We start from the raw sequence: 11,941 nt of genomic DNA, 5'->3' as shown, positions 1-11,941 counted from the left end.
ACCCTGAGAGGCTCACCCTGGCGGGCCGTCCGCCCGGTCAGGCCGCGTTGGTGAGCACCGGCAGGTATCCGCCGGACTGTCCGGACGCGGTCGGGTGGTACGACTCGCCGATGTCGAGCCAGTTGACGCTGTGGAGCCAGGAGTTGCCGGAACAGATCTCGTGCCCGGTGAACGTGGTACGGACGTCGCCGAAGACGAATCCGTGTGCCTGGGCACGCCTCTGTATGGCGGCGTCCATGTAGTCGGCGGCGCCGTTGATGGCGGACCGCTTGGTCTCGGAGAGGCCGAGGCAGGTCTGTCCGAGCAGGTAGAAGCGGGGGTAGCCGATCACGACCACCCGGGCGGACGGGGCTTTGGCGCTGATCGCGTTGTAGACGGCGTCGAGTTTGCCGGGGAGCGTCGAGTCGACGTACGCCCTGGCCGTGTTGATCCGGGACAGGCAGGAGCTGTCGGACTGGATGACACAGGTCGTCATGACGTCGGCGAATCCGGCGTCGTTGCCGCCGATGGTGATGGACACCAGTCCGGTCGAGGAGCTGAGCGAGCCGAGCTGATTGGCGCGCACATCGTCCGTCGTGGCGCCCGAGCAGGCGTTGAAGGCGAACGAGGACGGGCCGTGCGCCGCGTTCCACAGGTACGGATACGCCTTGGTGCTGCGGTCACAACTGCCGCTGGAACTGATGTAGCTGCCCGATCCGACTCCGGAGGAGTAGGAGTCACCGAGGGCCACGTAGCCGCCGGTCACGGCTGTCGAGGACGCCTGTGCCGCGGCGGCCCCGGTGAGGGAGATACCGGTGGCGAGGAGGAGCGAGGTCACGTATGCCGCAAATCGGGAACGTCTCATGGAGCCTCCCTATAGCAGGATCTCTGCCACAACTTTGGTAGCAACTACGCGCGTTGACGGGAAGTGTCCATGCCAAAAAATTTTTGTGATCAACTATGGCCTGCACCCCTCATCCATGAGACGTACACGGCAGCGTCGTTGACAGGCCGTCAACACCCCTTCTTGACGGCCCCTCCACGGTTACGCCATATCGAAGCCCGGCATCCGGCACACCAGCGGACGAACAACGCGACGGGAACGGTGGAGCCCGGGCCGGGGCAGAGGTCTCGGGAACGCGCGGGGAGGCGAGCGACAACACCCTCGACGGGCAGCGGAAATACCGTGCGCGGAGCACATCCGTGGCAGATCATGGCGACATGTCTGCGAACCCGCACGAGACTCTGCCGATCCGGCTCAACGTCGACGACTCCGACTCGCCCTCCGATGTCGTCGACGCGCTGTTCCTCGGCCGCTTCGCGACGGGCGAGCAGCCGTACTCCCACGCCGCCAACATCGACCGGGTGCGCTCCGGCGCGACCCTGCTGCCGGACGGCGCCCGCGTGCTGCGGGTCGCCCGCGACGACGACCGCAGCGCGACGCTCGCCGAGGGCGACGGCTGGACCCTGCTGGTCTCCCGCTGGAACCGGGGCGCGGACGTCACCGTGACCGCCACCAGCGCCGAGCTGGCCAAGCAGGTCCTCGACCGGGCCACGGACGGCGCGGCCGACGAGCCGGAGCCGCAGCCCGAGAACGTGACCATGGGTTTCTGGTACGTCTCCCCGCGGCGAGGCCCGCACCGCACCACCCGCCAGATCTCGGCCGGCACCTGGGACGAGGTGCGGCCCAACTACACGGCTCCGGTGGCGGACGCGATGGACCGCCTCATGAAGACGACCCCGGAGGACATCGCCGGCCGTCTGCTCCTGCTGCACGGCCCGCCCGGCACCGGCAAGACGTCCGCGCTGCGCACCCTGGCCCGCTCCTGGCGCGACTGGTGCCAGGTGGACTGCGTGCTGGACCCCGAGCGCCTCTTCTCCGACGTCGGCTACCTGATGGACATCGCGATCGGCGAGGAGGACGGCACGGGCAAGGGCCGCTGGCGGCTTCTCCTGCTGGAGGACTGCGACGAGCTGATCAGGGGCGAGGCCAAGCACACGGCGGGCCAGGCGCTGTCGCGCCTGCTGAACCTGACGGACGGCCTGCTCGGACAGGGCAGGAACGTCCTGGTGGGTGTCACCACCAATGAGGACCTGGAACGCCTGCACCCCGCCGTGGTCCGCCCCGGCCGTTGTCTGGCCCGTATCGAGGTGGGCCCGCTGACCCGCCGCGAGGCCGTGAGCTGGCTCGGCTCCGAGGAGGGCCTCGGCCGGGACGGCGCCACCCTGGCCGAGCTGTACGCCCTGCGCCGGGGCACGACACCGACCTCGGTGCCGGGGGCGCGGGACGGGGCGGACGCGGGGCTGTACCTGTAGAGGTCACCGTCCGGTGCTTTGATGGACGTATGACCCTGTTCGTCGGCACGTCGGGGTGGCAGTACAAGGACTGGCGGGACGTGGTGTACCCGGCGGGGGTTCCGGCACGGCTGTGGCTGGAGGAGTACACGCGGCTGTTCGCGACGGTGGAGCTCAACAACGCGTTCTACCGGCTGCCGACGAGGGAGAACTTCGCGGCCTGGCGGGAGCGCGTACCGCCGGACTTCGTGATCGCGGTCAAGGCCAGCCGCTACCTCACCCACATCAAGCGCCTGAAGGACCCGGAGGAACCGGTCCACCGCCTGATGACCCACGCGGCGGGCCTCGGCGACCGCCTCGGACCCGTCCTCCTCCAGCTCCCGCCGACCCTGCGCGCGGACCCGCCCCTCCTCGACGCCTGCCTGGCCTGCTTCCCCGCGGGCACGCGGATCGCCGTCGAACCACGCCACGACTCCTGGTGGACACCCGAGGTCCGCCAGGTCCTCGAATCCCGCGGCGCCGCCCTGTGCTGGGCGGACGTGCAGGCCCACCCCGTGACCCCGCTGTGGCGCACCACCGGCTGGGGCTACGTCCGCTTCCACGAGGGCCGGGCCCACCCCTGGCCGCGCTACGGCCACCGCTCCCTGGAAACCTGGGTCGACCGCATCGCCACGACCTGGTCCGACACGCAGGACGCCTACGCGTACTTCAACAACGACCCGGGCGGCGCGGCCGTGGCGGACGCGGTGACGTTCGGCAGGGCGGCGCACCGGGCGGGCCTGGCGGTGACCCGGACACCGGAGCCGACGGCACACCGATAGCTACTTCTCGTAAGCCGCCCGCAGGGCATCCCGCACGGCGGACAGTGCCTCGTCCTCGGCCAGCCCCAGCCTCCGCACCCGCTCGGCATACGCCTGAGCAGCCGACGCCGCTTCCCGTACCGCGGCCGAGCCGGCAGCGGCCACGAACGTCCCGTTCCGCCCCCGCGTCTCGATCACCCCGTCCGTCTCCAGCGCCCGGTACGCCTTGGCCACCGTGTTCACCGCGAGCCCCAGCGACTCTGCGAGGCCCCGCACCGTGGGCAGCCGGTACCCGACCGGCAGCGCCCCCGACCTCGCCTGCTCGGAGATCTGCGCCCGCACCTGCTCGTACGGCGGCGCACTGTCATCGATGTGGATCTTCAGGCTCACAGGCCGATTGTCCCGTACCGGCAGGAAAATGAGAGGCACCCCGGCGCTTCTCCCCGTACGGTGCCTGCCCATGACAGTGATCGTCCGCGACCTGCGTCTCGACTCACCCGCCGACGCCGAGGGCTTTACCCGCGTCCGCCAACTCGCCCTGCCGTTCATCCTGTTCACGCCCGAGGCGGTGCGCCACCTCGCCGTGCACAGCCACCCCGACGCCCACTTCCGCCAGCTGCTCGCGGTCGAGGACGACGAGGTGATCGGCGCGGCCGGTGTCGCACTCGCGCACGACAGCACGGAGCCGGGCCAGGGGTATCTGAACATCTACGTACGCCCGGACCGGACCCACCGCGGTGCCGGCCGGCTCCTCGTGCGGGCCGCCGAGGAGCACCTCGCCGCCGTCGGCGCGACCAGGCTGTACTCCTGGGTGCTCGACGAACCCGGCAACCGCGCCTTCGCCGAACGGCACGGCTACACCCGCGGCCGCCCCGCCCACTTCCTCCGCCTCGATCTGGCGAACGGCACCCTCCCGCCGCTCCCGGAGGTCCCGCAGGGCGTCGAGCTGCGCCCGGCCGCCGACTTCGCGGACGACCCGCGACCGCTGTTCGAGCTGGACGCGGAGACGGTGTCGGACGAACCCGGTGAGATCACCGTCGAGTTCACGGACTACGACGCCTGGCTCGAGCAGTCCTGGCGGCATCCTCTGCTGGACCGCGAGCTGACCATGGTCGCGGTCGTCGACGGCCGCGCGGTCGCCTTCAGCGTGGCCTACACCGACGGCGCCACCCGCTACTCCACCGCGATGACAGGCACTGCCCGCGCCCACCGGGGCCAAGGCCTGGCCAAGCTCGCCAAGATCCACTCCCTGTACCGGGCCCGCGCCGCCGGCATCACGGAGGCGTTCACGGGCAACGACGCCGGGAACGACCCCATGATCGCGATCAACAAGTGGCTCGGGTACGAGATCTGCGCGACGGAGGTGCGCTATGTCCGCGAACTCGGCTGAGTCCGGCGCCCTGGTGGACGTCGTCCTCGTCAAAGCGGGCCGTACGAAGATCCGTTATCCGGCGGAGCTGCTCGGCGACGACGGCACGCGCGTCTCCGTCCGGGCCGCGTGGGCGGGCGAGGGCGTCCGCGACTTCGGCTTCGTGCGCTTCGAGCCGGGCGACGTCTTCACCGAGCACTACTGGCGGGACTGCTGGTACGCGGTGAAGGAGGTCCGCGACAGCAACGGCACGGTCAAGGGCTGGTACTGCGACGTCACCCGCCCCGCGGTCGTCTCGGGCAGCGAGCTGCTGGTCGAGGACCTCGACCTGGACCTGTGGCGCTCCGCCGACGGGACGGACGTACGCCGCCTGGACGAGGACGAGTTCGCCGCGAGCGGCCTGGCGGAGACGGACCCCGAGGCCGCGTCCGCCGCCGTGGCCGCCCTGGACGAACTGGAGAAGCTGGCCCGCGAGGGAGGCTTCGCGCGCCTCCTGTCCTGAGCGCCGCGGAGCCGTCTCACACCGTCGCCAGCACCGCGTACCGCTCGTCGTCCACGTCCCTCCCCCACAACAGCGGGTCGTCGGACAGCCGCTCCACGCGGATGTCCCGGGCCAGCGGCCGGAGCAGGGCGGTGAGCCGGTCGGCGGGTATGCCGACCGGGGCGAGGGTCCCCCAGACGCCCTCGACCAGCAGGAACCGGCCCTCGGGGCGCAACAGGGTCCGCCAGTGCCGCAGCACGCGCGCCGGATCGGGCAGCGTCCACAGCACGTGCCGCACGAGGACGACGTCGTAGCGCCCCTCCTCCACGGGCGGTGCGGCGGCGTCGCCGTACAGCATCACGGCGTCCCGCCCGGCGAGCTTGGCGCGGGCCCGCTCGACCATGGCCGGGGAGCGGTCGACACCCGTCACCCGGTGTCCCTGTTCGGCGGCGAGGAGCGACAGGCTGCCGGTGCCGCAGCCGAGGTCGAGGACGTCGGCGGGGTGTCCGGGCAGCCAGGAGCGCAGCCTCCGCGCCCAGGCGGCACGCACCTCGGGGGCGCGCAGACCGTGGTCCGGCTCGTCGTCGAAGCCCTCGGCCTCCGCATCCCAGTCCACGCCGGCACCCACCGCGACCGTGTGCTCACTCTCGTAGGTCATCCCCCCAGAGTGACACCCGCCACTGACAGAGCGGCCCCGATGAGGAACGCTCGCGCAAAGGGTCTACCTCCGTGACACCACGGATTCCGGTAGGCGCTGAAGGAGGCAGCCATGCGCCGAACGACCGTGCAGAAGCCCCTGAAGAGGACCGAGAGCCGCCGGATCCGCGACGAGGCGGACGAGCGCCCGTCCGGACGCCCCGAGGTGCGCAAGGACATCGCCCGCACCTGGTGGCCCGACGGCTGACCCCACGGCCGACCGGGCCGGGATTCACCGCCCGTACTCCCTTGCCGTCCGCCACCAGGCCTTGGTAGTCGCCGAGGAAATAGCCCCCGGAGAACGGCGCCTGCAGCCAGTCGAAGACCCGCGAGATCCGTCGTTCGGTCCGGAGCTTCGGGTTTCCGTGCCGCAGCGTGGCCAGTTGGTAGGCGGTGGGCAGGGTGGTGTGTTGCCGGGCTTGGGCATCGCGTCCGGGCGGTGACTGGCCGGCCCCGGAGAGACATGACGTCACCGACCTCGACCGGCCGCATCGGTACGCCGCGTTCGCGTCGGCAGGAGCGGGGCGACGTCGATGTCCTTGGCGTCGAGACTGCCCACCGGGGCCGCGTCGTGTCCGGGCAGGCCGGGGGTTGAGGAGGAGACGGGCCGTACCTGCCTCCGAGCGGTGCCGGTGGGCGGCTGCCGCGCGCGGTGCTCTAACGCGGTTCGTGGGCCGCCGCCCGGCAGGCACCGGTCGCGGCGCCGCCCGCCACTCCGGCCCCGGTCAGCCCGGTCACACAACTCTGCAGGTCTCCGACCACGCCACGGCCGCAGGCCGCTGTGACGGAGTCGGAAGCGGTGGCACCGGCGAGTTCGGCCATCCGTGTGCAGGCGGGGATGTCCGCCCGGGCCGCGGGAGCGGCGAGGACCGCACCGCCGAGGGTGAGGGTCAGGCCGGTGAGGGCACCGGCGATACGGGTCGACGTGCGCATGGGACGCACCTGCCTTCCGGGTTGGTCGCGTGGTCCTGGTCCCGCGGGCCGGATCCACGCGGTAAGGCCGCCTGGCCGCGCTCGGTGAGTGGTGCCCCGGCCGACGGACTCACGGACTGACCGCACGATTCCGCGTCGCGTCCATCGGGCCGCACCGGGACGTGGTCGCCAGGCCGAAGGAGAGGGCCCCGGACCGGATGAGACGCACTCGGACCTCCACTCGCGGGCCCCTCACTCCAGCGTCGCATCCTCTCCCCCGCCCGTCCTGGGCACCCGAGGGACGGCCGCGCTGAGTAACCGCGATTGCGCGAAGCGCGGTAGCCGGTCCGGCCGGCCGATCAGGTGGATCGGACGGCCCAGCGTCCCGCCCGCTCTGTCCCCCGCACACCGCCGGGCACGGCTCGGCCGGGGAGGCGGCCGGCCTTCGTCCGCCGGCGAACGAACCCGAACCGACGCGGACACTCGCGCCGCTCGGGCGCAGGTGGGCTACGGGGTTCCTCCCCTCTTCCTGAGCCCTCGGTCAGTCCGGCCTTAACGCCGCCGTAAGAGCCCAAAGGCCCCTCAGAACAGCATTCCTGCAGTTCAGAGGCAGGCCTTTGGGCCCTCGTCTAGGCAAGGGGAGCCAAACGGGGAGCCACGGCCGCAAAATCAGGGGCCGTCTGGAGGATCATCCTCGACCGGGTCGTCATCGTCCCCGAAGATGTCATCCATGGCTTCCGCGCCCTCGGAGATGACCGGGCGCAGTTGCTTCCGATAGACCCTCTCGGTCGTTCCGCTGCCGTTATGTCCTACGAGGCGCGAGATGACTTCGATCGGGATCCCGTGATCCGACAGCACGGACACAAAGCTCGTCCGCAGCTCACGCGGAGTCCACTCCTTCGGGTTCTCGAAACCGGCTTCGCTGAGAAGACTGCGGAAGTTGCGGCGCACATTTAGGGTCACGGGGCGGGTAGTCGGCCTCACGGCCGTAGCGCGGTCGTATGAACATGAGCGAGCGAACAGGAAGCGACCCGGACGGAATGTCCGGGTCGCTTCCTGAGTTCTTGCTGGAGGCAGCCACACTGCTATCACGGGTGGGCACCAGTGCCGTCGACGATGTAGACAGTGTCCTTGCGCGGTCGGCGGGCCGGCGAGATGGCCAGCAAGGGCGCCAGGTGATCGAGGATGCGGTCGGCCGCAGACTTCGAGACCCCGAACAACGGCGCCACCTGCCGCAATGTCAGGTTCGTGCACTAGTACGTCGTGACCAGCAACCGTCGGTCCTCCACCGGCAGCCGCCTGTGGCGGCCACGCTGAACGTCACCACCGCGACGCCGCACCAACGGCACCAGCCTGGCGAACTGCACCTCGGTCAGCCCGGAGAACGGCTCGACACGCTTCGGATCATCCGCTGAGATAACCCCACCCCATGCCCAGCCAACGCACCAACCGTCCCACCGGTTACGGGACAACCATCACACGACGGGGTTCTATTCTTCGACTGTTGCTCCAGCTCGACGTATCGAGCTGATCTCTTCCTCACTCAGCTCGGAGCTGCCAGAGAACAAGGCTCCCACCAGGTGCGGGTTAAGCGACATGTAAGAAAGTGGTGCACCTTGAGGGAGTGAGTAGAGGAAGAATTCACCACTCTGGCATGCCACCAGAACACGAGATTCATCTGTCGATAGCGAAACCCGGCCGATATCGGCACCAAATTTCGCGGCCCAAACCTTCTCCCACGCCCCTGGCTTCGTTTCCCAGAATGACAAAACTTTCCCAGAATGCATCAAGATGTGATCAGCTTCACGAGTGAACTCATAGCCTTCACACTCGGACAGTTGCATGGAGGCTGGCTCTATGTCGCGTTCAGCGAAAGAAATAACTTCGCCTCCGCTGGTTGCGAAATACGCCCTACCCTCATTAATCAAGAGGTGGTCGTGAGTAATTTCCCTGCCCAACCTGTGGTCGCCGCCAGCAGGGAACTCGCCGATTTCTTGCCAGCGAGGCGAATCTGGGCCGAAGTGGAAAATCTTGGTCTCCTCATTGCTCCTTGCCCAGATGCGCAGCCCTTCATCGTGCTCAAAGTAAGTGAAATGCGTTGCACCCTCGACATCAACGTCTTCTACATCCGCCACCAGGGCATGCGTCCGGAGGTCCAGTACTCGCCACCCCCAACTCCCGGAGTTAGAACTAACTATGAGGGCGTCACGATCCCCCCATCTAATGACCCGCGAACCGCATCCTTCAAGGCGGTCGAGCAGCTGGCCGCCATTCGAAACGATGTAGGTGGCCACGCCGTCGCTGTAGCCCCACCAATCGGTCGTCGTGCCCAAGAAGTACCTGGCTCCCGAAAACAGAGCTTCGCGCTCCGTGGGGTTTCGCAGCGGAATCTCTACCGGATCCTCCCGAAGGTCACCATTCCGCCACTGCAGAATGGATCGAGACCCAGGCGAGCCAAAATGATCGCCCACGATCGCACCAATCATCCCCTGAGGGTGGATGACACCAGTAGAGACACGACGAGAGCTAACCAGGAAAGCGCTATTTTTCAGATTGGCACCCCTGAAGTCAGCGTCCCTCATATCTAGTCCAGCCAGGTTTACAGAACTCAACACACTGTGACGCAGACTTGCCCCTCGGAGGGACATTTTCGGCTGACCCGGAGCGACTCGCTGTCGGCTAAATCGTGTGCGCCGACGTGGGTTCTCGACTCGACGAAAACCGGTCAGGTCGACCCCATCAAGTTTTGCGCCTTCCAGAGATCCTTGTGCATACCCAATCAGGTTGGCACAGTTTCCTCCGAGTGCACCCGGGACGTCGAGTTCTTTTGTTGACTGGATGTGATCGATCAGTACTTTCTCAAAGTCCGAATGCTCTCGAGCCATGGTAGCGAGAAAGTCGTAAACCACTGGGTTGAATTCATCCATCCCGAACGTCCCGACGAGCTTCTCGGGTGACTCCGCGCGGATCGATGCAAAGGGGGGCAGCGCTCCATCCTTGCCCCGACTATCAAAGTACTCCCACCAGGAATAACTTTCCTCGCCAGCTTGGCCAGATTTCGGCATCAAGGCCAAGAAGTCGCCGGCGAGTAGACCAAGTTCAGCAGCATATTTGTAGGCCGTTAGGAACTCGAGAAGAGATTTATGAGACGGTCCGTAATCCCCCTCCGCATTTCGCACAAACATGCCCTGATTGCGCATGTCCTGTTCCCAATAATCCAGGTCTTTACTGCTCTCTACTACGGATCCAAAGCATGCCCGTAGCTTATCCGGGAAGTCTCGGTAGTTGAGCGTGAGTTGATTAGTGCGCAACATCTCCCAAGACACTTCACTGAGAAACAGTATCTTGTCGGCACGCGATGTGAAGGTCCTCTGCGAAGATACGTCCTTATCCATCTTCCGCTGAACGGCATAAAGGTAGATGCGAGTCAGGTTTACGGGAGCTCCGCCCTCGATCGCCGGCAAGGCATCCATAACCAACTCAGACATCACGGGACGCTGCATAAGATCCCGCACGTCCTCATTCCTCATTACCGATTGGACCTGGTCTGAACTGAGCAAATTGCCCAGCATCTTTTCGATCTGATCGTCATCAAAGGGGACCAGCTCAACGATCTCAAATGTGGGGCCATCCGTCGGAATCGCTGACGCGGAGGTAGAAATACGAGCCTCGAAGAGGTCGCGAGCATGCTTGGCTTCTGGGAAATGCTCAGTCCTGCTACTCAAGAGAACTTTGGCCCCCGGCTCGACCGCCTTCGCCAGTTCCCAAAAGTTCGCCACCATCGTGTTACGGTCAATACGCGAAGCCATCTCGTCAAAGCCATCAAAAATCAGCAAGAGACGACCCATGCGGTTCAACACGCTGAAGACGTCGTAACTCCGCATACCGATTTTGTGCTTGTTGAAGAAGAACTCTGACAGCAGGGCAGACACGGACGTTTGTTTGGCATAGTCGCGCAACGGAATGACCAATGGCACCCGCGGGCGAGGAACGCCCCGCTTCTTGGCGTCCTTCCACGCCTCCGCAAGCTCGCTAGCGAAGTGCAGCGAGAACCACGACTTCCCCATGCCGAACTCGCCCAGCAAAGACAGGTGCTTCTTAGCGGGATCCGTGAGCCATGTTTCGACGTATCGGTCGAGGCCGCCCTCACTCCAGTGATAGTTGCTGACATCAAGCGGTTTCCCGCTAACCGGGTCGACTTCTTCCTTCTTACAAGACAGCGGAATGTACCGAGTGTCGATCTTTCGGGTACTGACTTCATGCTGCAGCCAGTCAATATACGGTTCGAAGTCAACCTCCATATCGATTAGCTCGTCGAAAGAGAAGCAGGAATACTTATCCTGAGAATCCGCGGCCTTCCGTCGCGCCGCTTCGCTGATTCGTAGCTGAGCCACCCCCCACCCCTCAGCTGCTCCTTGCTCCTGAATCAAGTTCTCCAATACGTCAAGGTGGTACAGGCCCAACTCGCCATCAACGCAGAGAACGATCACTCGATCAAAGCGACCAGGTCGCCGAGTCGGTACGTTTACCAAGAGTGCCGAAGTGTTCTCGCTGGCTGCCCACGTATGTTCTACTTGATAGCCAACTGCGGTAAACCAGCCCCGTACATCGTCTCGAAGACGCATATCAGGGCGAGCGTCTGCACGACCTGGCTCTTCAACAAGACGATGAGCTTCCTCCGCGTTCCGCGTTCTCGTTACCTGCTCGAGCAACGCATCTACCTTTTGTTCGAGTCGGACATCGTGGGCGTCACGACTGCGGCTCACCAAGTCTTGGAACTTAGCAACGAAGCAAGCAAGCGTCTCATCCACGTCTACACCGAGATGTCCAAACTCATGACTCTCACGGTTGCGCTCAATTGCGAGATTGACCTCGCTGCTGATTTGCGACCAGTCTCCACTTTCAAAAGATCTCTGAAAAGCTCGTTGCACGTACTGGTCCTGAAAAAGCAACAGGACGGGGCGCGGACGGCCATAGAGTTCCTCAACTAGAGCGTACGCGTAGAGGCTCTCGAAGTCCTTTGGCGGTCGGCTTGGGTCCAGGCGAAGTCGCTTAAGCGCATTGACAACAGACGCTCGATGCATGGCCGCTGCCTTTACTGGCTCCGCAGCCATCTTACTGAGGAGACCTGCAGCAGCGGTGACAATCTCAGGGGGCATCATGAACCTCAGCCGTCAGATGTCTGGACACGGGCACGGCTGAGGATACCGATGCGGCGTCAGTTTGTACCTAGAAAAGACAATCTTGGCCGGACCAACCGAGGCGCAAGGGAGGCTCCCACTGGGCACCGGGCACATCCTTCGCCTCGTCCTGCCCGTAGCTGGCCTCCGGCTCGGTGTACCGCAGCGGGCCTTGGACGGGGCCCACCGTCGGCAGGAGGCTCTAGACCCCGGTACCGGCCAAGGGCTA

At 65.9% G+C, this 11,941-nt stretch carries 11 protein-coding genes and 1 pseudogene; 5 read left to right on the top strand and 7 right to left on the bottom strand.

What is annotated here, in order from left to right; all coding sequences use genetic code 11:
- Positions 1-37: 37 nt before the first annotated feature.
- A complete protein-coding gene (locus ACWD5D_RS24360; RefSeq protein WP_451374855.1) occupies positions 38-844 on the bottom strand; it encodes an SGNH/GDSL hydrolase family protein in 807 nt (268 codons plus the stop codon).
- 356 nt (positions 845-1,200) lie between these two features.
- On the opposite strand from ACWD5D_RS24360, the gene ACWD5D_RS24355 reads away from it, so the two are divergent.
- Positions 1,201-2,295 (top strand): DUF5925 domain-containing protein, encoded by a 1,095-nt coding sequence (locus ACWD5D_RS24355; RefSeq protein ID WP_451374854.1) that lies wholly within the window; start codon positions 1,201-1,203, stop codon positions 2,293-2,295.
- Between the two features lie 29 nt (positions 2,296-2,324).
- Complete coding sequence (locus ACWD5D_RS24350; RefSeq protein ID WP_451374853.1) at positions 2,325-3,095, top strand: DUF72 domain-containing protein; 771 nt, start codon at positions 2,325-2,327, stop codon at positions 3,093-3,095.
- On the opposite strand, the gene ACWD5D_RS24345 is transcribed toward ACWD5D_RS24350, so the two are convergent.
- Positions 3,096-3,464 carry a GntR family transcriptional regulator gene (locus ACWD5D_RS24345; RefSeq protein WP_451374852.1) on the bottom strand — a complete coding sequence of 123 codons (369 nt, stop codon included), beginning with the start codon at positions 3,462-3,464 and terminating at the stop codon, positions 3,096-3,098. It abuts the gene before it with no gap.
- A gap of 70 nt (positions 3,465-3,534) precedes the next feature.
- On the opposite strand from ACWD5D_RS24345, the gene ACWD5D_RS24340 reads away from it, so the two are divergent.
- Positions 3,535-4,464, top strand: a complete 930-nt coding sequence (locus tag ACWD5D_RS24340) for an N-acetyltransferase family protein (protein ID WP_451374851.1) — start codon at positions 3,535-3,537, stop codon at positions 4,462-4,464.
- Positions 4,445-4,945, top strand: a complete 501-nt coding sequence (locus ACWD5D_RS24335) for a DUF402 domain-containing protein (RefSeq protein ID WP_451374850.1) — start codon at positions 4,445-4,447, stop codon at positions 4,943-4,945. Before ACWD5D_RS24340 ends, ACWD5D_RS24335 begins: the two co-directional genes overlap by 20 nt.
- A gap of 16 nt (positions 4,946-4,961) precedes the next feature.
- On the opposite strand, the gene ACWD5D_RS24330 is transcribed toward ACWD5D_RS24335, so the two are convergent.
- Complete coding sequence (locus ACWD5D_RS24330; RefSeq protein WP_451374849.1) at positions 4,962-5,582, bottom strand: class I SAM-dependent methyltransferase; 621 nt, start codon at positions 5,580-5,582, stop codon at positions 4,962-4,964.
- A gap of 111 nt (positions 5,583-5,693) precedes the next feature.
- Here ACWD5D_RS24330 and ACWD5D_RS24325 point away from each other — a divergent pair, with 111 nt between their 5' ends.
- The gene (locus tag ACWD5D_RS24325) at positions 5,694-5,828 is read left to right on the top strand and encodes a hypothetical protein (RefSeq protein ID WP_451374848.1); all 135 of its coding nucleotides are present in this window, start codon (positions 5,694-5,696) and stop codon (positions 5,826-5,828) included.
- A gap of 449 nt (positions 5,829-6,277) precedes the next feature.
- On the opposite strand, the gene ACWD5D_RS24320 is transcribed toward ACWD5D_RS24325, so the two are convergent.
- The 4 genes and pseudogenes from ACWD5D_RS24320 to ACWD5D_RS24305 form a co-directional block, all read right to left on the bottom strand.
- Positions 6,278-6,553 (bottom strand): hypothetical protein, encoded by a 276-nt coding sequence (locus tag ACWD5D_RS24320; protein WP_376356053.1) that lies wholly within the window; start codon positions 6,551-6,553, stop codon positions 6,278-6,280.
- Between the two features lie 648 nt (positions 6,554-7,201).
- Positions 7,202-7,615, bottom strand: a complete 414-nt coding sequence (locus tag ACWD5D_RS24315; RefSeq protein WP_451374847.1) for a tyrosine-type recombinase/integrase — start codon at positions 7,613-7,615, stop codon at positions 7,202-7,204.
- A pseudogene (locus ACWD5D_RS24310) lies at positions 7,593-8,004 on the bottom strand (helix-turn-helix domain-containing protein); the annotation flags it as partial. The gene ACWD5D_RS24315 and the pseudogene ACWD5D_RS24310, both read right to left, overlap by 23 nt.
- An 18-nt stretch (positions 8,005-8,022) precedes the next feature.
- Entirely contained in the window at positions 8,023-11,646 is a 3,624-nt protein-coding gene (locus ACWD5D_RS24305; protein WP_451374846.1) for an NACHT domain-containing protein, read from the bottom strand.
- Positions 11,647-11,941 lie beyond the last annotated feature (295 nt).

The sequence above is a fragment of the Streptomyces sp. NPDC002520 genome, from assembly GCF_053595235.1.
Note: the sequence above shows the minus strand (reverse complement) of the source record. Positions and strands in the feature narration are given on the sequence as shown.

What these genes read in the sequence shown, in the direction of transcription:
- ACWD5D_RS24360 (WP_451374855.1), bottom strand. Translation starts at nt 844, where the DNA reads ATGAGACGTTCCCGATTTGCGGCATACGTGACCTCGCTCCTCCTCGCC.
- ACWD5D_RS24355 (WP_451374854.1), top strand. Translation starts at nt 1,201, where the DNA reads ATGTCTGCGAACCCGCACGAGACTCTGCCGATCCGGCTCAACGTCGAC.
- ACWD5D_RS24350 (WP_451374853.1), top strand. Translation starts at nt 2,325, where the DNA reads ATGACCCTGTTCGTCGGCACGTCGGGGTGGCAGTACAAGGACTGGCGG.
- ACWD5D_RS24340 (WP_451374851.1), top strand. Translation starts at nt 3,535, where the DNA reads ATGACAGTGATCGTCCGCGACCTGCGTCTCGACTCACCCGCCGACGCC.
- ACWD5D_RS24335 (WP_451374850.1), top strand. Translation starts at nt 4,445, where the DNA reads ATGTCCGCGAACTCGGCTGAGTCCGGCGCCCTGGTGGACGTCGTCCTC.
- ACWD5D_RS24330 (WP_451374849.1), bottom strand. Translation starts at nt 5,582, where the DNA reads ATGACCTACGAGAGTGAGCACACGGTCGCGGTGGGTGCCGGCGTGGAC.
- ACWD5D_RS24325 (WP_451374848.1), top strand. Translation starts at nt 5,694, where the DNA reads ATGCGCCGAACGACCGTGCAGAAGCCCCTGAAGAGGACCGAGAGCCGC.
- ACWD5D_RS24320 (WP_376356053.1), bottom strand. Translation starts at nt 6,553, where the DNA reads ATGCGCACGTCGACCCGTATCGCCGGTGCCCTCACCGGCCTGACCCTC.
- ACWD5D_RS24305 (WP_451374846.1), bottom strand. Translation starts at nt 11,646, where the DNA reads ATGGCTGCGGAGCCAGTAAAGGCAGCGGCCATGCATCGAGCGTCTGTT.